A 22,500-nucleotide genomic window follows, 5' to 3' on the forward strand; every position below is an offset into this window, starting at 1 on the left:
GACGACTAGTTCACATCGTTTACGGCGTGGACTACCAGGGTATCTAATCCTGTTTGCTCCCCACGCTTTCGCGCCTCAGCGTCAGTATCGAGCCAGATAGCCGCCTTCGCCACTGGTGTTCTTCCTAATATCTACGAATTTCACCTCTACACTAGGAATTCCGCTATCCTCTCTCGATCTCTAGACTGCAAGTTATAAAGGCAGTTCCCAGGTTGAGCCCAGGCCTTTCACCTCTATCTTTGCAATCCGCCTACACGCCCTTTACGCCCAGTAATTCCGAACAACGCTCGCACCCTTCGTATTACCGCGGCTGCTGGCACGAAGTTAGCCGGTGCTTCTTCTACTGCTACTGTCATCATCCTCACAGTTGAAAGAGTTTTACAACCCTAAGGCCTTCTTCACTCACGCGGCATGGCTGGATCAGGCTTGCGCCCATTGTCCAATATTCCCCACTGCTGCCTCCCGTAGGAGTCTGGGCCGTGTCTCAGTCCCAGTGTGGCTGATCATCCTCTCAGACCAGCTATAGATCGTAGACTTGGTGAGCCATTACCTCACCAACTATCTAATCTAACGCGGGCTCATCATAGAGCAATAAATCTTTCCCCCGTAGGGCGTATGCGGTATTAGCATTCGTTTCCAAATGTTATCCCCCACTCCATGGTAGATTCCCACGCGTTACTCACCCGTGCGCCACTGTCCAGTTCCCGAAAGAACCTTCTCGTTCGACTTGCATGTGTTAAGCCTGCCGCCAGCGTTCGTTCTGAGCCAGGATCAAACTCTCAAGTTGACCTGACTTCTGTCTTAAAACAGAACTCAAATTTATTACTGACTAGGTATAGTGTAACTTATTTCGAATAAGATACATAAACTAGCTAGCTCGTTGCTAAAACCAACAAACCGCCGTTCACGCATCCTTTCCATCTGATCCACAATGTCAAACAACAGACCCTTAGGGCCAAATAATAATTAACAAATTAGAACCAAGCGAACCCGGCCCCGAAAAGCTAGACGATATATATAGTCTTTTTCCCTATCGTCAAGGAACATCTGAAATCTTTTTGTAAAAACTTTTCATAAGACCGAAGCCTTAAATCAACAATCAACAAATAATCGCTAACTGCCTGTTTTCACTCTGTCTTTCCGATGTCCCGAAGAAGCGTGCGCCCCGTCGGTGAGCGGTGTTATAGGCCTCACACCCACACCTGTCAAAGGCCTTTATGAAAAAAATACACATTTTTGTAAAATTTCCATAACACACCATCAAACATACCGAATATTACTCAAATTCACCCCGTTTGAGGTCGAATCAGACCCCTTAGGATTCCCCAAACAAACAAATCCAACGCTTTCGCAACGAATCACGCAAAATCAATCAAGAATCGATCAACAAAATGGCCAAGATTCGCCTGAAGTCAGCTCGGTTATAAGTCGATACTCTGAAGAATCCTTTAATCTTCACCATCGTCTTTATGTAAATGATGAGATTCTTGGGCCACCATCCATTCAACGGCTCAAACGGACTCGAATACTAGGGCACAAACTTCGATAGGCAGACCGGACAGGGATAGGTCCCTTTGCTCCATAATCGGTTTAACTGGAGATCTGAAAAATTCTCTGGAATGAATAATGTTCTACGCTCAAAATGTTTATTCAGCCTTACAGGCAGGCTAATTTCACCGCTTGCATTAGAGATCGTTACTTGATCCCCTTGGCTTATACCTAATTCGAGCGCGATATCCTGGTTCATCTCCACATAGGCCTCGGCCTCGAGCTCCTTTAGGGTTTCAGAGTAAAACGACGTTCCACCGGAATGGAACCTGCACTCCCCTGTAATCAGCATGAAAGTGCTGTCATCCCTACTCCCGGAATACGCGACCTCGGAATTAGGGGGCTCTACAATAAGTGTCTCAGCATTCGGTAATGACGTCGGAGGAAGTTGCAGGCTCCTTATGGGGGACATACTCTTGATTTCGGGGAACATCCCCTCCTGCTTTATATCTGTAAATTTCATTCCAGACAGAGACGGCACAAGAGCACACATTTCTGCGAAAATTTCTTCCGCGGCGCGAACATCCGGACTTCTTCCTATAGCCTCGAAGACTCCTTGGAAAATATCTATATTTTCTTTCGCATTTGATAAAGGCGGCCTTATGCTACATCGTTTTTGTAATCGCCCTTCATTGTTAAGTACTGTTCCGCTTTCCTCGGTGTAAACCGCACAAGGCAACAAAATGTCAGCACATTCGGTTGTTGGAGAGCGATGAGAAGCCTGTACCACAAGCATTTTGACTTTGGAGAGCGCGTGGTCGACCAATGCGCGATCGGGATAAAAAGTCAGGGGATCACTTTGGACACAATAGAGCATGTCCATGTCACCCGCAGCACAACGCCTTAATATGCCATGGAGATCCTCTCCTTCCTCCCTTGGTAATGGGCTTTGCCAGGCTTTTTCAAAATACGCCCGATGATCTGCGTTCGTAATATCGTGCCATCCCGGAAGGACATTGGGCAGCAAACCCAATTCCCAAGCGCCCATCTGGTTCGACCGATCAAACAAACATTGTATCGCAACTTGTTTGCCAAGGCTTTTCAAGGTGACTGCATAAGTCTGTAACCACTGCAGTGCCTCTCCTGCATTAGGAGCCCGCAATATATCTGGCCCAATCAGAATGCTCACAGTAGAGGACGATTTAACCAGCCCCGATCCTGTGGAGATAAAAGTCTGCAGTACTGCCTCACTCTTGCCGGTTATCCCCTCGGTCAGGTCGGCCTCGAGTGCGGCAAATAAATGTGCTTCCCATCCCGGCAATAACCGCTGAGTTGCAACCGCCAGGGAATCAAGCCGAGACGGACGCGCGGAGGCAAGCAGTAACCTGTTTGCCCTCAGTTGTTGACTTTGTCGGATCAGATAATCCGTCACCGGGTTTTCATCCGTTACATGGGAGCCCACCACCAGGAGGCAATCCGCCTCTAGTATTTTTTCGATTGGCTTCCGGGTATAAAAACCTGTCATCAGACTGGGCAATACATCATATAACTTCTCGCCGATGGGTTCGGGAGACGACCACCGAATAGAGCTGTCAATATGATTGGTCTGAAGCGCCGTTCTCATCATCTTTTGAAAAAGATAAAGCACCTCACAACTAAGCCCGGCAGAAGCCAGCCCTGCAAAACACCCCTGTCCTGAATACGCTTTTACATGCAAGGCTAAGACACCCATGGCTTCCTCCCAGGAAACCGGGACAAGCTCTCCTTGTTTACGCACCATGGGGGTGGTCAATCGATCTTTACTATCCATAAAATCAATGCCGAACCGCCCTTTCACACAAAGGGTTTCGCCATTAATCCCCGTTTCGTACTTGGATCGTACCCGGGCTAACTTCCCATCCCGCAAGCCGACGGACAACTGACACCCTGTACCGCAATAACCACAGGTGGTATCGGTCTCGATAAGATCCCAAGGTCGCGAAGTATAGCGATAAGGCTGGCTCATCAAAGCGCCAACCGGGCAAACTTCAATGCAATTCCCGCAGTGATCGCAGCCAGAAAGGCTATTTTCAAAACCTGTTATCTCACTGTCCATTCCCCGGTCCATCGTGCCCAACGCAACGGCACCAACCACCTCTTCGCACATCCGGACACAACGCTGACATTGAATGCAGCGGTTGGCATTGAAGATGATCACCTGATTGAGTGATAAATCCTGACTGCGAAATACCCGCTTTTCATCACGAAAACTACTGACACCAGCGCCGTATTCAAAGACTGTATCCTGTAATTCACATTCTCCTGCTTTATCGCAAATCGGGCAATCCAGAGGATGGTTCGCCAGTAACAGTTCAAGCATGGATTCACGGGTTTTAGAAACCGTGGGTGTCGACGTATTTACCACCATACCATCGGCGACACGCGTCACACAGGCAGGAGCCATTTTCGGCTGACCTTCTATTTCGACCAGACACATACGGCACGATGCCAAGGGCGTAAGACGTTTCTGATAACAGAATGTCGGAATGTGAATCCCCACGCCCATGACGGCCTCGAGGATCAGACTGCCATCTGCAATCTCATATTCCTTTCCATCGATGGTTATATTGACCATAGGGATATCGCTTTCCTAAAACACAGTCTATCTAATGAAAAGGGCATGCCCCCTCTTCGATATGCTGAACAAATTCCGCCCGAAAATGTTTGAGTGCTGCCTGTAGAGCCCAGGAAGCTCCGACCCCAAGGGCACAAAAAGAATTGCCAAACATCGTCTCACAAAGGGCTTCTAATCGCTCAAGATCTTCGTGTTTACCCTCACCCGCCTCCATACGGCGGAGAATTTTGGCACACCAGGCCAGACCTTCGCGACAAGGAGTGCATTTTCCGCAGGACTCATGATTAAAAAACTCTGTAATTCGGGAGATGACCTGAACAATGCAGGTCGTATCATCCAGAACAATCACACCTGCTGAGCCCAACATGCTGCCTGCCGCAGCTAGGGAGTTAAAATCTAATCCGATGTCCAGCTCACTTTCGGGAAACATTGGCGCAGACACACCGCCTGGTATGACCGCTTTCACCCGCCCCGAACAAGCACCACCACCATAGTCATAGACCAACTCGCGCAGGGAAATCCCCATGGGCAATTCGTAAAGCCCCGGCTTTTTCACCTGCCCACTGAGACAATAAAGCTTTGGTCCGGGACTTGCCTCAGGACCAATGCTCTTGAACCATTCGGGTCCTCTTTGGATGATATGGGGCAAACACGCAAAGGTTTCCACATTGTTGACAACTGTTGGGCTGCCATAGAGACCTTCAACCGCTGGAAAAGGAGGTTTGAGTTTTGGCTGTGCCCGACGTCCTTCTATCGATTCCAACAGCGCCGTTTCTTCCCCGCAGATATAAGCCCCCGCGCCACGGTGGATATAGACATCATGACTGAAACCACTGCCCAGAATATCAGGGCCAAGATAGCCCTGGGCATAAGCTTCTTTTATGGCGCTCTCAACCCGGTCGATACTAAGCTCATATTCGCCCCGGATATAGACATAGGTGACTTTAGCGCCAATGGCATAGGCGGTGATAATGATACCCTCGAGCATCATGTGAGGGTCTTTCTCCATGAGTGCTCGATCTTTAAAGGTACCCGGTTCTCCTTCGTCAGCGTTGCAACAGAGCAAAGGTGTTTTCTGGGAATCTTTTGGAACAAAGCTCCACTTGAGCCCTGTTGGAAAACCAGCGCCACCACGGCCGCGAAGATTAGATTCCTTTACCATTTCAATAAGGTCGGAGGAGGTGTAACTTTTGAGTACGGTCGCCAGAGACTGATAACCACCAGCATTTTCATAAACACTGATCTCATGACTGTTGGGAGTATCCATATTCTTCAATAATATCTTGTCGAACATGTACCTTATTCTTTCTCTTAATTGTCTCCACTTAATCCGATTTCACGAGACGACAATTGATCAAGCAGTTGACCTAGCTTTTCTTCATCCTGGTTTTCAAAATAATCCTGATTGACCATCAGTGCTGGCGCCTTATCACAAGCCCCTAAACATTCAACACTGGAGAGGCTAAAGCGTCCGTCGTTGGTCGTTTCCCCGGCTTTGATCTTTAGTCGATTTTCCAGATACCCAACCAGATTTTCTGCACGGCGTAATAGACAGGAAACGTTTGTACAGACTTGGATGTGGTACTCACCGATGGATTCTGTGTGAAACATTGTGTAAAAAGTGGCTAACTCAAATACCCAGATTTCGGGAACATCGAGAATATCAGCAACTTGCTGCAATACGTCCCCGCCGAGATAACCATACTGTTTTTGAGCTATAAATAATGCTGGCATAATTGCCGAGCGATTATTGGGATATCGCTTGGTAACAATCTCTATCTGTTCTCTTAGATCCATAGACATCTCTTTATCTTTGATCCTATTCAGACTTTGGTATTTTGCTTCACTTATCCACTTCGGCGATAACCGGATCAAGACTTCCAAGCATCGCAATCACATCAGCCAAGTACTTCATGTTCTTGGTTTCGGTTTCCAACGCCTGTAAATTGACAAAGGAAGGTGCGCGAACCTTCATACGGAACGGTTTTTCACTACCATCGCTGATGATATAGAAACCGATTTCACCCTTGGGTGCTTCAATGGGGACATAGACTTCCCCCTTGGGAACTTTGAACCCATAGGCGGAAAGTTCAAAATGATGAATGTGAGTTTCCATGGAGCAACTCAAAAGATCTTTATCCACCGGAAAAGCGACAGTGGGAATATCTACGATAAAAGGCCCTTCATCCATCTGAGACAGGCATTGCCTGATCATGCGAAGGCTTTCCCGCATTTCATCAATTCGGCAAACCCACCGATCATAACAATCCCCGTTCTCGCGCACGATCACATTGAATTCCAGGCGGTCATAGATCTCATAAGGGCTATCTCGACGAATATCCCAATCAACGCCCGACGCCCTGAGGTTGGGTCCACTCAACCCAATATCGATAGCATCTTCAGGGGATATAACCGCAACATCCTTTGTTCGCTTTAAAAAAATCCTGTTATTGGAAATCAAACGTTCATAATCGACCAATCTATCCGAAAGAATTTCACAGAACTGTAAAATCCGATCACCTGCTCCTTCGGGTAGATCTTCGCGTACGCCGCCGACCCGACAAAAGGATGTGTGCATACGGGCTCCGGATATCATTTCCAGAATATCCATCACCATTTCCCGCTCCCGCATGCAATAAAGCAGCGTTGTCATGGCGCCGAGATCCATAGGTAGAGCACCAACGATGAGAAGATGCCCTGAGATCCGCGACAGTTCAGCCATCATAACCCGGATATACTGAGCCCTTTCCGGTGCCTGGATATCGAGAAGTTTTTCCACGGCAAGAACATAAGCTAAATTGGTCGAGGGCGGGCAAACGTAATCCAATCGATCGGTTAGAGGGATGATCTGGGTATAGGTAAAATCCTCGGCCAGTTTTTCAGTTCCCCGGTGCAGGTAACCAATATGGGGGCTGGTTCGCTCTACGATTTCGCCATCAAGCTGAAGGACAAGCCGAAGAACCCCGTGGGTACTGGGATGTTGAGGACCAAGGTTAAGAAGAACTTCCTTCGTGCCCTCGGGGCTGGAATCTGTTTCATTCAATACTGTGACATTTGTCATATCAGCTCATATTCCCCTTTTCCTCACCAAAGGGGTTATAGGCGTCTTTGTATCCTCGCGTTGGGAAGTCCTTGCGCATGGGATAGCCTTCGAACTCATCCCACATATAAATTCGTTCTAAATTGGGATGGCCGTCAAAAATGATGCCGTACATATCAAAGGTTTCGCGTTCGTGCCAATTGGCTGTCCGCCAGACACTTGTCACCGTAGGAAGATGTGGTTTTTCAGTTTCCCCCCGATCATCAAGTCGGCACTTAATCCTTAGGCGAAATTTATTGGCAATAGAATAGAGGTGATAAACAACTTCAAAACGCCGGCTTTCAGGATGATGATCAACGCCGCAAAGATCAGATAGAAAATTGAATTTCAAAGCCGGATCGGTTTTCAAGAAGTGACAGAGTTCGACGACATGACTGGCCCCGACTTCAATACAGTGCATATCGATACCGGCGCCGCCATCGCGAACCTTATTACCGAAGTGCTTGAGAATTTTCTCACAGAATTCCGGTGTCCCCGCCATTAGCTATTCCCATCGCTCAGGTCATTAGCTCTTTTAACTGGTAATCGATACTCCTCGTTCAAAACGGGTACTTCCAAGATCCCCTCAGAAGGATCTTTGCGGAGCACATAACTCCGCTTGATCTTTTCCTGAAGGAGAAGCAAACCATGCATCAAGGCTTCGGGTCGCGGGGGGCATCCGGGGACATGAACATCTACTGGCACAATCAATTCCGAGCCCTGAACAACCGCGTAAGTGTTATAAACCCCGCCAGATATAGCGCAGGTCCCCATGGCAACAACCCATCGGGGCTCTGGCATTTGATCATAGAGACGACGTACAACAGGGGCGAATTTCTTGGTAACGGTCCCGGCGATGATCATCACGTCTGATTGCCTGGGCGAAGGTCTGAAGACCACACCAAAACGATCTAAATCATAACGAGAACACCCGGTTGAGATCATTTCAATCGCACAGCAGGCAATGCCAAATGTTTCCGGCCAGAGCGATGATTGCCTGCTCCAGTTTATGATACTGTCCGTGGTACTGAAAAAAACATTGTCGGGAAAACGATTTTCTAAGACTCCCATTCTAATGCTCCCTTTGCCCAGGCGTATACAAAACCCACCAACAACAAGAAGATAAATACGAACATTTCAAGATAGCCGATGAAACTAATTTCATTGAGAACGACAGCCCACGGGAAGAGGAACATAGCCTCCACGTCAAACACCACAAATAGGATTGCGACGACAAAAAACTGAACCCGGAATAATCCTCCAGATGCTTCCCCCCACTGATCAACACCACACTCATAAGGACGATTTTTTTCGGGATAAGGGTTGTGAGGGCGTACCAGAGAGCCTAGCCAAAGTATAAAAATGGCTAAGCCTCCTGCAGCGACAGTCATCAAGACAATGGGTAAATAATCAATGAGCATATGCATTGCTCCTCTAGAAGTCTCACTTCCAGGTATTTGATTGCGGAAAACTCCAACAACTACTCTACGAGCATGGGATTAATAATGCCTTATTTTAAGGCAAAAAACCACCCGATAGTGCCATAGCATTAAAGAACACAGCATTCTGGGCCTGGCTCAAAAACCAAACCGGAGCGAGACCAATGCCAATAGTACCAATCGCCGTAATCCCCAAAACCAGACGCAATGAGGGGGATAAACTTAGATTAAAAGACCCCACTGGTTCCTTCATATACATCAGCATTACAATTCGGATGTAAAAGAAAGCCGCGACAGCACTCAACAATACAGCCAGAACAGACAGGGCTACATACCCTTCTTGAATCAAAGCGACCAGGATATAAAATTTAGCAAAGAAACCCGCTGTTGGTGGAATTCCCGCCAGAGAAAATAAAAAGAGCAGTGCCAGAAAGGCCCATCCTGGATGTACACTTGCCAAGCCTGAATAGCCTTGAATGAGGTCGGTCTCAGCAGAAGCTGTATTCGGGGTTTTAATCTCATCCACATCTCTTTGCATCATAACCACGATGGCAAAAAATCCTATGTTCATGAATAAGTAAATCAACAAATACAACATCACACTCGCGATGCCCTCATGCCCAGCGGCAATCACTCCTAAAAGGGCAAACCCGGCATGAGCGATGCTTGAATAGGCGAGCATTCGCTTGATATTGGTCTGAACCAAGGCGACGAAGGAACCCAAAGCCATCGTTACAACAGAGATGACAATGATAATATCACTCCAAATCCCGCTCAGAGGCGTCATGGCATCCAAGAATATTCGCAGTACGATTGCAAAGGCCGCGGCTTTTGAACCGACGGAAAGAAAGGCCGTGATTGGGGTTGGAGCACCTTCATAGACATCCGGCACCCACATATGTAAAGGCACCGCGCCTACTTTGAATATCAAGCCAGCTAACAAGAATATCACGGCAAGAACCAGCATTAAATCCGGCGGCGCATCTCCTGAAAAATCTTTGGATATCATAGACGCAATATCTGTTAGTTGGGTAGTTCCGGTCGCGCCATAGATAAGTGAAAGACCATAGAGAAGAATACCCGAAGAAACAGCACCAAGAACAACGTATTTAAGAGCAGCTTCGTTGGATTGAAGGTGCCCTCTCCTAAATCCCACCAATACATAGAATGCAAAGGCCTGAAGCTCCAGTCCCATATAGATAACCAGAAGATCAAGCCCTGACACCATGATCATCATTCCAACCACGGCAAACAAAACCAAGACATGGTATTCCCCCTCGACAATACCTTCTTGTTCGAGATAGCGCCCGGACATTAGAAGAGTAAGACCCGCTGTCAGAAAGATTACGGCTTTGAAATAAAGGGCAAAGGGATCAATGATAAAGGTGTTGCCATAAACAGTTTGAGGGCTAGGGATAAAGATAAATGACATCCCGGCCGCGAGAATGAGGACAAGTAAGGTCGCCCCGGTCAATAACCTCGACAATTTCTGACGGGTACAGAGCCTTTCCGCCAACAAGGATCCCAGTAAAATGATACAAGCACCGACAATGACAACTATCTCGGAGCTGCTGGCAATGATCGACTGAATTATAGCTTGTTTATCCATCATTTCCCCTTCATGGGCCAAGAACCTGGACCAATAGGTGATCAAGAGAGGGCGTTAATATATCAACAAAAGGTGCCGGATAGAGCCCGAGCCAAAACACAAAAACAGCTAATCCCACAAGGCCACTGATTTCGCGGAGATCAACATCCCACAGGTTGTCACCACACGAGGGTGATATGGGGCCAAGCGCAACTTGACGGAATAAACCCAACATATAAACCGCCGCCAGCAGGGCACCAATGATCGCAATCACCCCCATAAGAATATTCGCACCGAAGGCGCCTGACAGGATCAATAACTCCCCGATAAACCCATTTGTGCCAGGAACGGCCATTGAAGCAAAAGCAAACACCCCCAGAAAGAGGGTATAAATCGGGATCACCTTCATTAATCCACCATAATCGGCAATTCGTCGGGTGTGAGTACGCTCGTACACCAAACCAATGATAAGAAATAAAGCCCCTGTGGTTATTCCGTGGTTGAACATCTGAAGGACTGCGCCGGTTAATCCATTAGAGTTAAAAGTAAAGAGGCCCAGCGTCACAAACCCCATGTGGCTAACACTTGAATAAGCGATCAACTTTTTAAGATCAGTTTGGGCCAGAGCCAGAAAGCCGCCATAAACGATTGCCAGCCCGGACAAACCGACAACCAAGGGGGCAAAATATTGTGATGCTTCGGGTAACATGGGGAGCGAAAAGCGCAAAAACCCATAGGCGCCCATTTTCAGGAGAACACCAGCCAAAATTATACTTCCTGCTGTGGGAGCCTCTACATGGGCATCTGGTAACCAAGTATGGACAGGAACCATTGGTACCTTGACCGCAAAAGCCACAAGGAAAGCCAAAAACACCCAAAACTGGATGTCAAAACTATAATCCCCGTTCATCAGTATGAGAATATCGAAGGTCCGCCCACTTTCGAGGTAAAGTACAATTATACCAACGAGAAATAGTAAACTACCTGCCAAGGTGTAGAGGAAGAATTTGAACGCCGCATAAACCCGATTTGGCCCGCCCCACACCCCTATAATAATATACATCGGGATCAGCATCGCCTCCCAAAGGACATAAAACAAAAACAGATCCAAGGCGGAAAACACTCCAAGCATCAGGCTTTGCATCACCAAAAGACTGATCATGAATTCTTTTAATTTGCTCGTTATTGCTTTCCAGGAGGCAACCACGCAGATCCACCCCAGAAAAGCTGTCAGGAAAAGAAACAACACACTGATGCCATCAACACCGAGTGAATAGGAAATACCTAAGTCTGGAACCCAGTCATGCGTCTCGCGAAATTGCATGGATGCGGTTGTGCTGTCGAAGCTCAGAAGCAACACGATGGCCAGTAAGCAATCGACCAACGTGACCGTTAATGCCGCCCAACGGATAAGGGAATAGTTCGATATGAACAGTAGTAAAATCGCACCAATGAGCGGTAAAAAAATGATAAGGCTGAGTATGGGGAAGTCGATTATCTCCATCCCTTATCCCAACCTAACAATGCTATATATCGCGACGCAAACCAGAACCCCGACAATCATTGCCATGGCATAATGGTTCAAAATACCTGTTTGCAGGCGCTTTACCCGAGCCCCACATAATAACGTGGTTCGAGCCACACCATTAACGACCCGGTCAACGACTGAGATGTCCACCCGCAGGCTTTGCTTAGAAAGGTTATGAAGGGTTGGTAAGATGGCCGTGTCCGAAATCTCACTCCATATCTCTTCCCACCAAGCCAAGGGTTTATGCGCAAACCACATGAAGAGCTGGGCACCTTTGCGATAAAACCAATCCGTATCCAAACTGATGCTTTTCTCCGGATCCAGGGATTTGATTAAAAGCACAAACCCCAGAGCGGTAAACATCAAAATTCCAAGGCTACCCGTAACATGGGCACCGGTATAAGGGATAAAATCCACCGGATAAGGCAAGAGGTCATAAAGCAAGCCCGGGAACACGCCGATCCCCACACACAAGATAGCTGCAATCCCCATTGCTAATAACATATTCAGCGGAGGTTCTGCGGGGCGCAGGCCGCAATCTCTGCCAAAGAACATATAATAAGGCAGCTTAAGGCCGGTGTGTAGAAATGTCCCGGATGAAGCGACTGTTAACAACAACACAATAGTCGCCCTGTTATCACCAGCTGCTGCAGCAATAACCATCGATTTGGAAACAAAACCACTAAAGAATGGGAAAGCCGAGATGGCAAACGCCCCGATCATATAGAGAAACACCGTCCAGGGCATCGTCCGGTATAAACCACCCAGCTTCGTTAATTTACGCCGCCCTGTCATGTGGATCACGGCACCTGCGCCCATAAAAAGAAGCCCTTTGTATATGATATGAGCAAAAGCATGTGAACTGGAGCCATTAAGCGCCATTTCCGTACCTATCCCAACCCCGACAACCATATAACCGACCTGGCTTACAATGTGGTAGGCCAACAATCGACGGCAATCATTTTCCAATACCGCGTAGACCACACCGTACAAGGCCATGATGACACCCAGCCAAATCAAAATTTCAGTCCCCGGGAATGTTCTGATTAAAACGTACACAGCAGTTTTTGTGGTAAAGGCGCTCAAAAAAACCGCCCCCGTAACCGTGGCCTCGGGATAGGCATCGGTTAGCCAGGCGTTGAGCGGTGGCACTGCCGCATTTAAAATGAAAGACAGTAATACGAGCGTATAAGCGAGCCCTCCGCCCTTTCCTGCTTCATCCACCAGAGGACCAAAGAGGAACGACCCGGTATCGAGCCCATGAAGCACGATCCCCCCAAAAAGCATCACGCCCCCAGTTATATGAACCAGTAGATACCGAAACCCCGCCTGTGTTGCTTTCTCCTGATGGGCTGCAAAAATCAAATAGACAGAGGTGAAAGCCATAATTTCCCAGGCAACCAACAGGGTAAACCAGTCCCCGGAAAACACGACAGCAAGCGAACTACCTACATAGAGAAAAGCCGCGACATGCTGGGCAGAGCTTCGAATGTGCAGAGCGTAAAGACAGCCTATGAAGGCCATGATCGTAAAGACCCACGCAAAAACCAGCGCCAACTTGTCGACCCTGCCGATGACCAACTGAACATTAGCAAATTCAAAGGCTCCATAGGTGCCCGGCGTCATGTTCGCCACACTGGCAATGGCGAGTAACGGTACCAGCAAGAGTAATACCTGCCGCCATCGACAGTTAAGCATTGGAAGGAAAACGGCACCAACCAGAAATATTAGACCTGGGTGGACCCATTCAATCATAATAATCCTCGTATCGCATGATGCGACCTTGATGCCCAATCACCTTGCTAATAACGATGATGACAACGCATGACACAAAGCCAAAGCCGGCCCACCAACCGGGAAAATGATCCCAGAAAAACTCTCCATGCTCACGGTCGACCAGAAAATCTGCGACAAAAACTACAAACAATGCCGCGAGCAAGGCCCAACGACGCCAGACTTCATATTTTTTGTCGCCAAATAGGTTGATAACTTTTTTAATCATGGCACCACTCCGCGGGCCAAAGTCAGAAAATAATCAGGATAAATCCCCATGACCATAGACAGAAGTGCTGTCGCGACCAGAGGAACCGTCACCAAAGGGATCTCCCGGATCTCTCCCTCAGCCGTAGGGGCTACTTGTCCCAAGGTTTCTTCCCGGAAAAAAGCGATATAGGAAATCGGAAGAAAATAGGCGGCGTTCAGGACTGAGCTGGCCAAAAGAACAAGTAGAAAAAACAACTCCCCGGCCTCGACCGAACCGAGAACCAGATACCATTTACTGATGAACCCACCAGTTGAGGGTACCCCTATCATCCCCAGTGAACCAATAAAGAACCCTGTCATCGTCCAGGGAAGATGTCGCCCAATACCCGCCAATTCACTTATTTTCATTCGTTTCGAAGCGCAATAAATAGAACCAGCGCAGAAAAATAAGGTGATTTTAGACAGGGCATGACCCGGCATATGCATGACCCCGCCAATAATGGATAGCGGGCTCAACATCACAGCGCCGAGGATAATATAAGAAAGTTGGCTCACCGTTGAATAGGCAAGTCGGGCCTTAAGGTCATCACGGGTTAGCGCGTAAATCGATGCCATAATAATCGTAAAGGAGACAAGATATGCCGTACCAATGCCAAGACTGTGCAGGTCCATCAAGCGAAGACCAACCACATCAAAGACCAGACGCAAAACGCAGAAAACACCCATTTTGACGACTGCAACCGCGTGTAAGAGGGCACTCACAGGTGTCGGTGCCACCATCGCTGCTGGCAACCACGCATGGAATGGCATAATCGCAGCCTTGGCAAACCCTGCAAGATAACAGAGGTAAATTCCCGTGAGCAGCGCACCGGAAAGATCCAGATTATCAAACAAGCCGTTGGGTTTGAAATCCAGGGTTCCTGCTACCTGATAGGTCAATGCCAACCCGGCAAGTAAGAAGGTTTTTGAAGCTCCCATCAAATAAACCAGATAGCGTCGACTTCCGTGCCAGGATTTATCTGTCTCCTTGTGATAAACCAATGGGTAAGTGATGAGGCTCAAGACTTCGTAGAAAATAACCAGGGTGAAGAGATTAGCTGAAAAGGCTCCGCCAATCGCTGCGGCAAGACTGATGGCAAAACTGATATAAAAGCGTGTCTGATTTTGCTCCTTCAAGCTACGCATATAGCCGATACAATAGATCGCAGCCACAATCCAAAGCAGAGAGGATATCGTTGCAAACACCATCCCCAGGGAATCAACACGGAAAGCAAAATCAACCCCGGGAAGGACTGTGAATAGATTGAGTTCGAACGTGCCGCCTGCCATGACTTTGGGAGCCATGGAAATAACAATCAGAAACATGATTACAGAAGCCACAAGCGAAACAGCATCACGCCATTTACTGTGATGTCGGAAAACCAAAATGGCCCCCGCGGCCATCAAGGCAACGATGATTGCAAGTAACGGTCGGATCGAATACTCGTTCTCCAAACCCCAAAACCTCCTTCAGCACTTCATGCTTCCAAAAGAAAATCTCTTACAAATTACCCTTTCATGATCGTGATCTCATCAACTTCTAAAGTCGCCTTGTTGCGGACAAGCGCAACCAAAACACCAAGTGCAATAGCCACTTCAGCGGCAGTTATGGCGATCACAAAAATGGCAATAATTTGGCCGCGGGAATCTCCAAAAAAATGAGAAAACGCCACCAGGTTGATATTCACAGAATTCAACATCAATTCTAACGACAACAGTATAATCAGCACGTTGCGACGTAGAAGAACACCCGCCACACCGATAACAAAAAGTACGGCGCCGAGAATAAGATACCAAGATAGAGGAACCATTATCCCTCCTCCTTGCTATGCCGCGTTAAAATAATGGCACCAACCAGCGCGACGAGAAGAATCACCGAGGCGATTTCAAAGGGAAAAAGGTATTCCGTAAAGAGAACGACGCTGATTTCCCTGACCGAGTTCATTTCGACATCGGGGGATATTCCGGCGCGGTCCAATAACAAATTACTGCCGAGCAAGAGGACAACCATCTCTCCACAAAGCAGGGCGACCACCACGACAGTCCCCACAGTTCCCTTCTTCAGGAACCGTGTCTGAGCTTCCTTGCGCACGTCCAACATCATGATAACAAAAAGAAACAAGATGATGACTGCGCCGACATAGACAAACATCTGGATGACAGCAAGGATCGGTGAACGGAGCAAAAGGAACAGCGCGGCGACTTGAACAAAACAGATCATCAAGGCAAGGGCGCTATGGATCGGATTTTTCGCCACCACGACCATGGTCGCGGAACAAATGGCCACAACAGCAAACAATAGGAAAAAGGCTTGTTCCATTTAAAACGCCTTTCACGCGACAGGTATACACCGCACGCTTTTTGATACGAGCCATGTGCTTAAAACACGCACCCTATCAAAATCCCGTCTTGCTTAATTTAACCATCCCGTAAATGGGTAACTGGTCAGAATTTCAGACAAAAGTTTCGCATATAGAAACTAATAAAAAGTAACTTTATAGAGTTCGAGTGCTGGACACCAAGAATGCCAACAATAGGCATTTATGCATCCATATGGCAGCTATATCCTGTTCCCGCTATATAATCACGAAGGGCTTTTTCTTCCTCAAGTGCTTCATCAAGGCGGTGTTTCACAATGTCACCAATACTAATAATACCAACAGTTGCCCCATCATCATTACGAACCAACACATGGCGTGTCCGGTGAGACGTCATAAGTGCCATGACTTTGGGCAGACGATCATCGGAGGTACAGCTGAGAACATAGTTATTCAGGCCTTCTCCCACCGTCCTGTTGACAACGGCGTCACCGTCTTTGGCGATCATATTACATATATCCCGCTCTGTTATCAGCCCTAGAATTTCACCACCATCATCAAAGACCGGGGCACACCCAATTTGTTTACTTGCAAAAAATTGCAGAGTATCGCGAACAGTATCATTGGGAGACACAGAATATACATCGACACCCTTGGATTCTAAAACGACCGATACTTTCATCACTTGATCCTCTTAGCTATTAATTCCTTTACCTTTTACTCTCGAATAATTTTGTTTCTGCCCTATTCAGCCCCGTCGTATCTTCTCCCACCAGTCATAACTACGACTGTCGTCACTTACATCTACCGAAACGCCCTCCAGCAGGGAAAATTCAGCCTCATACACCTTGCCACCCTGATTTGATTTTCTGGGCATCCCCATCAAGGCATCACGGTCGACGACCAGAGCACCAGAATTTTCAGTGGAGAATTCATATAATTGCCCAAGCTTGATCGCATCTGCAGGACAGGCGTCTTCACACAAACCGCAATAAAGGCAACGCCCCATATTAATATCAAAAACTTTTGGACGGCGATTTCCCTTCTCGTCTTCATAAGGGACGACCTCTATGCAATTACAGGGACAAATTTTTGCACAAAGTTCACAGGCAACACAGTTCACCTCCCCCTCTTCATTGGTGTTGAGAAAATGATGTCCACGGTAACGAGGATAGGGAACCCATTTTTCCTTATCGGGATATTGCTCCGTAACCGTCTTAGAGAACATATAGCCGAGGGTTAACGATAGTCCGTTTATCAGATCACGAAAGAACACCCACCCTATCCACTGATTAAAACCAGAATTATTATTAGGGTTAATCCCGGGGCTAGTACTGGGGCTAATCCCAAGAGGGATTGTCTCTTCAGATTTGACTTCTACCGTTTTTGACAAGGATTTATATCCTTTCAAATAATGGCACTTCTCCGCTTTGTTGAGTAGATTTAGGATTTCAAATAGAGCATAGATTGATTATCTGGAATGGATGATTGTCTAATTTTGAGTTTGAAGTATTCGGTATCCTTGATGCCTCTGGCTCGCTTACGGATCATTCCTATACTGACATTACCAGCCTCTATCCTGGCGCTTGTGAGCTTGTGTTTGGCGTAGTTGCAGATGCCCACACAATGTTTCCGTAGGGATTTCGCGAACTTTTTTAGATAGAGCATCTGTGACTGATCTGCTATCAGGCACCAACGTTCCAGTTGCTCCGCCATCGCCTCAAATGAAGCGGCACTCCACAGCAGCTGAAGCTGTTCTTTCAAGACGTAAAGTGCATTCAGGTTGCTATTGCTCTCCAGCAACCTTTGCAGCTTGTCACTTTGTTTTTCACTCAACTTATCCGCATTTTTGAGCAACAGATAATGTGTCCCTTTCATCAACTCTTTACCACTTGGATCGGCCTTTCTGAACTCAAGTCGACGCTGATTATGGATAGCTTTGCTGTAGTTTTTCATGACGTGGAAACGGTCAAATACTATGTCGGCCAACGGCAAGGACTCTCTGACAGCCTTTTGGTAGGCAGGCCCCATATCCATCGCTACGGCCTTTATTTTGCAGGCTGTATCTGGTTGCAGTTGTTTCAAAAACCTTGAAAAAACCTCGGCAGTTCGGCCTGCTTCAACCCAGATCAGATGACCGCCAACCATATCGTAGACCACCGTCATGTAGTCATGACCTTTCGCCCGGGCAACTTCATCTACACCAATATATTCCAAGCCAGTTAGCTCTGCAGGATCAAGCGTAGGGAGAGTTTCAATAAGGTATGCCCTGTCGATATTCTTGACCGTTTCCCATCGTATATCCAAATGTCTGGAAACCGCTTGAATAGACATATGCCGACATAATCCACTGATCAGTCGGCAAAATCGGTGAGTGAAACGGCACCCTTTATCAACAAAATCACACCCCTCAATGCGGCGTTCGCCCTTGTTAATATAAACCTGCGCCAGCTCAATCTCGACCACACAAGGATACCCAAAAAGGGGGATGTCGTTTACTTGTCGGCGGACATGCTGGTTGATGCTTCCCTTCTGGCCTGTAGCAGGGTCTATAGCCCTCCTACGCGCGTCTCGGCTGCAGTGAATGACAATCTTAACACCGCCGTCATCCAGTTTAATTTCATTTACACGTTGCCCTTTGAGGCCTAAAATATGCTGCGAGATGTTGATTGTCATATACCTGCTCTATGTAAAGTTATCAGAAACCATACATATCAACAGGTTACTTGGCGGTCGGCATCTTTTTCTACTCAACAAAGCGGAGAAGAGCCAAGATCTGTCCCAAACGATCCAACATTTTGCCTCAGATGCAAAGGGCCCCGTGAATTTGGCTACGGCTCTTTGCTCACTTGTGAACGGACAAAGCGTACGATCTCCGGCACAGGCGGCATTGATCAACGGAATGGCTGCTCATTATTTTGATTTTGACGATACCAGCTTTCTCGGCATCGTTCATGGCACGGCAGTCATTTGGCCGGCAGCTCTGGCTATGGTGCAAAAGTCCGGGGGGACGGGTAAAGATTTACTTCTGGCATTTGTTCTTGGTTCCGAAGCGCTTTATTACCTGGGGGATTGCCTCGGTAACGATCACTATCGCAAGGGCTGGTGGTCTTCGGCAACTCTTGGTATTTTTGGCGCCACAATTGCCGCAAGCAAAGCCGCTCACCTGAACCAGGAACAAACACGTAATGCTTTGCGTTTGGCGTCAACCCATGCTTTTGGTGTACGTTCTGTTTTTGGAGCCGCGGCAAAACCCTTTCTTCTCGGCCGCACAGCCCAAACAGGGGTAGAGTGCGCACAGTTCGGCATGGCCAATTTATCTGCACCTGAGCATTCTTTTGAAGGCTCTTCCGGTTTCGTAGAGACTTTCAATGACGGCCAATTTAATTCATCTCTGCTGACAACATTGGGAAAGCAATATCGACTGACCGATCCCGGCGTCGCGATAAAGCTCTATCCAGTTTGTTCCGCCGCACAAGCTGGTACCGAAGCTGTGATGGAACTAATAAAAACCCATCATATCTCTGCCGAAGATATCACCAAGATTGAGATGCGGGTTACTGAACTGGTTGCAACTCAATTACGTTACAGCCATGCGAACAATGTCGCCGAAGCCCAATTTTGTCTCCCCTTTACTGTTGCCAGCATCGTGTTACGCCAACGGCTTGGCATTGAGGAGTTAAACGAGGCCTATCTGAATTCTGATCCTATTCAGTCCATGATGAATAAGGTTGAAATGATCGCCGACGACAGTATTTTGAGCCAAATCCCTGATCCAGATGCTGCACCTGAATCAGCACACGCTTTCATACATCTCAAATCTGGTCAGATTTTGGACCTATTCAATCCAATCGCCACCGGTATGCCTGGAAAAACAATTCCAAACGCGGAGCTTGATAGAAAGTTTATCCGCTGCGTCGAGCGTACTCGCGGTTCAGACAAATCAGCGTTAATTAAAAGCTCTCTAGAAAATCTGGAAACACTGTCTAACCTCCGAATGATCTTCACTAAAAATTAAAATATCAGAATCATAGGCCCACTGTATGCAGTGGGATCTCCGTATAGAAACTAGCTGGGTTCCACCTTTTGGGACCAAACTCACCACAGTACTTATAATGAGTGCTGTGGTCTTTTTATTGGTTGCGGGGGCACGCAACCTCCAAGAATGGGATTTCAAGGTACGCGACATATTTAATCCCCCTCTTTCCAGCAAAGGACTTGGGATCGTCGTCCCAAACTCCAGATCAAGTACCGATAAGAATATACAGCACGTAATAATGAGTGGGACTTAGTACAGAAAAGGTTTAAAAAATTTAGAGGGCAGCTCTATTCGTATTCATTTTGAACTCGGTCATTGAACTTGGAAAATTTCGAGCTTTAATGATATCTTTTTAACTGGCCATAACCCTTGCCACCCGGGAAGGATCCGGTAAAGATTACCTCTGCTTTATTACGACAAAACAAGGATTGAAACATGGTGGACAAGCCCGAAAGAGATATTGAAAAAACTTATCCCATAGAAGATTTCATCGCAAAACTACGACGTCTTGCTGATTCATTAGAACAAAACAAGAGTTTTGAAATCCAGATCGCAGGTGAACGTATTTACGTCCCGGTCCGGGCGATCTACAACATCGAACACGAACGCGGTGATGGTGAAGAAGAGATTGAGTTTCAGATCAAATGGGACACCGCGAAATAACCTTGTCCTCTATAAATACTTCATTTTACGATCTTTACAGCTTCCAAGAACTAAAGACCTTAGCTCATCAAAGCTAAGGTCTTTCTTTATATCTCTCACAAGCTTCTCAGAATCACAAAACATTAAATCGGTTGAAAAAAAAGTGCTCTGCACCCAAATTTGTACTTTGGAACACAACCCGTTTTCACCGTTGGGCTATAACTCCTCTTCCCATCAGGGCCTTTTCTTACCGGTATTTGTCGTGAATTTTTTTATACGTACCGTCGGCCTTTAGCTCTGACAAGCCGATGTTGAACCTGGCCAGCATATCTTTCGAACCTGGCCATTTTTTACTAAAACATAGGTGGTCAGTTATTTGTCTAAATAACTGAAATTCGAGTTTATCGCTAAAGCCTAACTGTTTCGCAATAAATTCATTATTTTCTTTGGAAGCATAATAAATATCAACACGCTTGTTAATCAAGGCTTTAAGAGCGGATTCATCTGTATTTACAGTAATATGCTTAATACCAAGTGTCACCAAATCTTTCTGAGTGACGTAGCCTCGGACCGCAGTGATCCTCTGGCCGCGTAGCTCTACAAGTGACTCGAATTTTGGACCTGTATCCTCCTTACGCATGAAGTAACCTTCAGAGGAAACACTTAAAGTATCGGAATAGTATAGATGGGCGTCACGGTCCTTCTTCTTCCCACAACTCAAAAGCGCCATGGCCTGTCCAGTAAAAACAAGAGCAACAGCGCGTGTCCAGGGCATGAATTCGACCTTGACTTTCAACCCCATGCGCCTGAAGACCTCGTCTACTACTTCGACGTCATAGCCCCTTAGCCCGTTAACGGGCGTTTCGAACTCATAAGGAGGCCAATGCACCGCCAAAATTCTGAGAAATTGTTCCTCTGCTCGCGCTGTCAGCGGCGCAAGACATGCCCAGACGACGAACAATACTTTTACCAAGGAGAATTTTGCAGATTGTTGCATGTTCTATCTCCAATAATCTCATCCCCAAATTATAATGCACCTTATATTGTAAGGGTTACAATACCTAAAAGACACAGCCATTTGGCTCTCTATTTAGCCCTTGAAGCTAACTATTGATAATTGAACGACAATTATGAGGTTGGTATTATTTCAAAGTATTTCCCAGAGTAGAATACTTTCTAATTTTAAGATAAAAAAGTCAGTTGCATGCGCACTTCCCAGCATCCTAGTCTCTTCTCTGAATCAAAAAGCCCCTCAGCTTTTACAAGCTGAGGGGCTTTTTTTTATGGTTGCGGGGGTAGGATTTGAACCTACGACCTTCAGGTTATGAGCCTGACGAGCTACCGGGCTGCTCCACCCCGCGTCAAGGTGGTGTTTATAGGTTTTGATACCGCTCCGAGCTTAGCGAGGCAAGGACGACTGTCCGCCCGCAGCGTTAGCGAGGAGGCGAGGCCGGAGGGCGACGCATGGTAAAAGCAAGGTTTCTCTTGCAACACCTATAAACAATAAAAGACCCGTGAGGGTCTTGTATTGTAATGACATGTTGAACTATGTGTTTAAAAGACCTGGCAACGACCTACTCTCCCACACCTTAAGATGCAGTACCATTGGCGCAGAGAGTTTTCACGGCCGAGTTCGGGATGGGATCGGGTGTTGGGACTCTCGCTATAGTCACCAGGTCATTTAAACACAGAGTTTGTATGAATTTGGTCTGAACAGACCGTTACTTATATTGTCTTGTTACG

The 22,500-nt window shown here is 47.1% G+C and carries 19 protein-coding genes, 1 tRNA gene, 2 rRNA genes and 1 pseudogene (1 of these 23 only partly in view); 2 read left to right on the forward strand and 21 right to left on the reverse strand.

The features are described 5' to 3' along the window. From ACOGW3_RS08905 to ACOGW3_RS08990, 18 genes and pseudogenes are all read right to left on the reverse strand, one after another. Positions 1-787 (reverse strand): 16S ribosomal RNA (locus ACOGW3_RS08905); it reaches 709 nt to the left of the window's first position. A gap of 741 nt (positions 788-1,528) precedes the next feature. Next, entirely contained in the window at positions 1,529-4,102 is a 2,574-nt protein-coding gene (gene nuoG, locus ACOGW3_RS08910) for an NADH-quinone oxidoreductase subunit NuoG (RefSeq protein ID WP_419902644.1), read from the reverse strand. Between the two features lie 31 nt (positions 4,103-4,133). Beyond that, entirely contained in the window at positions 4,134-5,396 is a 1,263-nt protein-coding gene (gene nuoF / locus ACOGW3_RS08915) for an NADH-quinone oxidoreductase subunit NuoF (protein ID WP_419902645.1), read from the reverse strand. A gap of 17 nt (positions 5,397-5,413) precedes the next feature. After that, complete coding sequence (gene nuoE, locus ACOGW3_RS08920) at positions 5,414-5,899, reverse strand: NADH-quinone oxidoreductase subunit NuoE (RefSeq protein ID WP_419902646.1); 486 nt, start codon at positions 5,897-5,899, stop codon at positions 5,414-5,416. A 46-nt stretch (positions 5,900-5,945) separates the two neighbouring features. Then, complete coding sequence (gene nuoD / locus ACOGW3_RS08925; RefSeq protein ID WP_419902647.1) at positions 5,946-7,163, reverse strand: NADH dehydrogenase (quinone) subunit D; 1,218 nt, start codon at positions 7,161-7,163, stop codon at positions 5,946-5,948. A 1-nt stretch (position 7,164) separates the two neighbouring features. Then, the gene (locus tag ACOGW3_RS08930) at positions 7,165-7,683 is read right to left on the reverse strand and encodes an NADH-quinone oxidoreductase subunit C (protein WP_419902648.1); all 519 of its coding nucleotides are present in this window, start codon (positions 7,681-7,683) and stop codon (positions 7,165-7,167) included. A gap of 95 nt (positions 7,684-7,778) precedes the next feature. After that, positions 7,779-8,252: pseudogene (locus tag ACOGW3_RS08935) on the reverse strand (NuoB/complex I 20 kDa subunit family protein); the annotation flags it as partial. Continuing rightward, positions 8,240-8,602, reverse strand: a complete 363-nt coding sequence (locus ACOGW3_RS08940) for an NADH-quinone oxidoreductase subunit A (protein ID WP_419902649.1) — start codon at positions 8,600-8,602, stop codon at positions 8,240-8,242. The pseudogene ACOGW3_RS08935 and the gene ACOGW3_RS08940, both read right to left, overlap by 13 nt. A 94-nt stretch (positions 8,603-8,696) precedes the next feature. Next, positions 8,697-10,229 (reverse strand): NADH-quinone oxidoreductase subunit N, encoded by a 1,533-nt coding sequence (locus ACOGW3_RS08945; RefSeq protein ID WP_419902650.1) that lies wholly within the window; start codon positions 10,227-10,229, stop codon positions 8,697-8,699. Positions 10,230-10,239: 10 nt separating this feature from the next. Further along, on the reverse strand, positions 10,240-11,712 hold the full coding sequence (locus ACOGW3_RS08950) for an NADH-quinone oxidoreductase subunit M (RefSeq protein WP_419902651.1): 1,473 nt from the start codon (positions 11,710-11,712) through the stop codon (positions 10,240-10,242). A gap of 3 nt (positions 11,713-11,715) precedes the next feature. After that, positions 11,716-13,491, reverse strand: a complete 1,776-nt coding sequence (locus ACOGW3_RS08955; protein WP_419902652.1) for a Na(+)/H(+) antiporter subunit D — start codon at positions 13,489-13,491, stop codon at positions 11,716-11,718. Then, positions 13,484-13,738 (reverse strand): hypothetical protein, encoded by a 255-nt coding sequence (locus tag ACOGW3_RS08960; protein WP_419902653.1) that lies wholly within the window; start codon positions 13,736-13,738, stop codon positions 13,484-13,486. Before ACOGW3_RS08960 ends, ACOGW3_RS08955 begins: the two co-directional genes overlap by 8 nt. Next, positions 13,735-15,213 carry a monovalent cation/H+ antiporter subunit D family protein gene (locus ACOGW3_RS08965; RefSeq protein ID WP_419902654.1) on the reverse strand — a complete coding sequence of 493 codons (1,479 nt, stop codon included), beginning with the start codon at positions 15,211-15,213 and terminating at the stop codon, positions 13,735-13,737. Before ACOGW3_RS08965 ends, ACOGW3_RS08960 begins: the two co-directional genes overlap by 4 nt. 53 nt (positions 15,214-15,266) lie before the next feature. Next, complete coding sequence (gene nuoK, locus ACOGW3_RS08970; RefSeq protein WP_419902655.1) at positions 15,267-15,569, reverse strand: NADH-quinone oxidoreductase subunit NuoK; 303 nt, start codon at positions 15,567-15,569, stop codon at positions 15,267-15,269. Beyond that, positions 15,569-16,078: an NADH-quinone oxidoreductase subunit J gene (locus ACOGW3_RS08975; RefSeq protein ID WP_419902656.1), complete on the reverse strand. Its 510-nt coding sequence runs from the start codon at positions 16,076-16,078 to the stop codon at positions 15,569-15,571. Before ACOGW3_RS08975 ends, nuoK begins: the two co-directional genes overlap by 1 nt. A gap of 221 nt (positions 16,079-16,299) precedes the next feature. Further along, complete coding sequence (locus ACOGW3_RS08980) at positions 16,300-16,758, reverse strand: CBS domain-containing protein (protein ID WP_419902657.1); 459 nt, start codon at positions 16,756-16,758, stop codon at positions 16,300-16,302. 66 nt (positions 16,759-16,824) lie between these two features. Next, complete coding sequence (locus ACOGW3_RS08985; RefSeq protein WP_419902658.1) at positions 16,825-17,469, reverse strand: NADH-quinone oxidoreductase subunit I; 645 nt, start codon at positions 17,467-17,469, stop codon at positions 16,825-16,827. A 50-nt stretch (positions 17,470-17,519) separates the two neighbouring features. Then, the gene (locus ACOGW3_RS08990) at positions 17,520-18,752 is read right to left on the reverse strand and encodes an ISL3 family transposase (RefSeq protein WP_419901077.1); all 1,233 of its coding nucleotides are present in this window, start codon (positions 18,750-18,752) and stop codon (positions 17,520-17,522) included. On the opposite strand from ACOGW3_RS08990, the gene ACOGW3_RS08995 reads away from it, so the two are divergent. Beyond that, on the forward strand, positions 18,739-20,094 hold the full coding sequence (locus ACOGW3_RS08995) for an MmgE/PrpD family protein (protein ID WP_419902659.1): 1,356 nt from the start codon (positions 18,739-18,741) through the stop codon (positions 20,092-20,094). The two genes, ACOGW3_RS08990 and ACOGW3_RS08995, sit on opposite strands and share 14 nt — an antisense overlap. A gap of 456 nt (positions 20,095-20,550) precedes the next feature. Then, complete coding sequence (locus ACOGW3_RS09000; protein WP_419902660.1) at positions 20,551-20,778, forward strand: amphi-Trp domain-containing protein; 228 nt, start codon at positions 20,551-20,553, stop codon at positions 20,776-20,778. Between the two features lie 226 nt (positions 20,779-21,004). On the opposite strand, the gene ACOGW3_RS09005 is transcribed toward ACOGW3_RS09000, so the two are convergent. The 3 genes from ACOGW3_RS09005 to rrf all read right to left on the reverse strand — a co-directional run bounded on the left by ACOGW3_RS09005 (position 21,005) and on the right by rrf (position 22,434). Further along, a complete protein-coding gene (locus ACOGW3_RS09005) occupies positions 21,005-21,754 on the reverse strand; it encodes a transporter substrate-binding domain-containing protein (RefSeq protein ID WP_419902661.1) in 750 nt (249 codons plus the stop codon). A 287-nt stretch (positions 21,755-22,041) separates the two neighbouring features. Then, positions 22,042-22,118: transfer RNA gene (locus ACOGW3_RS09010), tRNA-Met, on the reverse strand. A gap of 200 nt (positions 22,119-22,318) precedes the next feature. Continuing rightward, positions 22,319-22,434: ribosomal RNA gene (gene rrf / locus ACOGW3_RS09015) — 5S ribosomal RNA — on the reverse strand. Positions 22,435-22,500: the final 66 nt, after the last annotated feature.

Origin of the sequence: Kiloniella sp. (assembly GCF_965205715.1) — a bacterium.
Classification (GTDB): Bacteria; Pseudomonadota; Alphaproteobacteria; order Kiloniellales; family Kiloniellaceae; genus Kiloniella.

Bases quoted from the DNA above. Each gene is read 5' to 3' on its own strand.
- nuoG (WP_419902644.1), bottom strand. From the start codon at position 4,102: ATGGTCAATATAACCATCGATGGAAAGGAATATGAGATTGCAGATGGC.
- nuoF (WP_419902645.1), bottom strand. From the start codon at position 5,396: ATGTTCGACAAGATATTATTGAAGAATATGGATACTCCCAACAGTCAT.
- nuoE (WP_419902646.1), bottom strand. From the start codon at position 5,899: ATGGATCTAAGAGAACAGATAGAGATTGTTACCAAGCGATATCCCAAT.
- nuoD (WP_419902647.1), bottom strand. From the start codon at position 7,163: ATGACAAATGTCACAGTATTGAATGAAACAGATTCCAGCCCCGAGGGC.
- ACOGW3_RS08930 (WP_419902648.1), bottom strand. From the start codon at position 7,683: ATGGCGGGGACACCGGAATTCTGTGAGAAAATTCTCAAGCACTTCGGT.
- ACOGW3_RS08940 (WP_419902649.1), bottom strand. From the start codon at position 8,602: ATGCTCATTGATTATTTACCCATTGTCTTGATGACTGTCGCTGCAGGA.
- ACOGW3_RS08945 (WP_419902650.1), bottom strand. From the start codon at position 10,229: ATGGATAAACAAGCTATAATTCAGTCGATCATTGCCAGCAGCTCCGAG.
- ACOGW3_RS08950 (WP_419902651.1), bottom strand. From the start codon at position 11,712: ATGGAGATAATCGACTTCCCCATACTCAGCCTTATCATTTTTTTACCG.
- ACOGW3_RS08955 (WP_419902652.1), bottom strand. From the start codon at position 13,491: ATGATTGAATGGGTCCACCCAGGTCTAATATTTCTGGTTGGTGCCGTT.
- ACOGW3_RS08960 (WP_419902653.1), bottom strand. From the start codon at position 13,738: ATGATTAAAAAAGTTATCAACCTATTTGGCGACAAAAAATATGAAGTC.
- nuoK (WP_419902655.1), bottom strand. From the start codon at position 15,569: ATGGTTCCTCTATCTTGGTATCTTATTCTCGGCGCCGTACTTTTTGTT.
- ACOGW3_RS08975 (WP_419902656.1), bottom strand. From the start codon at position 16,078: ATGGAACAAGCCTTTTTCCTATTGTTTGCTGTTGTGGCCATTTGTTCC.
- ACOGW3_RS08980 (WP_419902657.1), bottom strand. From the start codon at position 16,758: ATGAAAGTATCGGTCGTTTTAGAATCCAAGGGTGTCGATGTATATTCT.
- ACOGW3_RS08995 (WP_419902659.1), top strand. From the start codon at position 18,739: ATGTTGATTGTCATATACCTGCTCTATGTAAAGTTATCAGAAACCATA.
- ACOGW3_RS08990 (WP_419901077.1), bottom strand. From the start codon at position 18,752: ATGACAATCAACATCTCGCAGCATATTTTAGGCCTCAAAGGGCAACGT.
- ACOGW3_RS09000 (WP_419902660.1), top strand. From the start codon at position 20,551: ATGGTGGACAAGCCCGAAAGAGATATTGAAAAAACTTATCCCATAGAA.
- ACOGW3_RS09005 (WP_419902661.1), bottom strand. From the start codon at position 21,754: ATGCAACAATCTGCAAAATTCTCCTTGGTAAAAGTATTGTTCGTCGTC.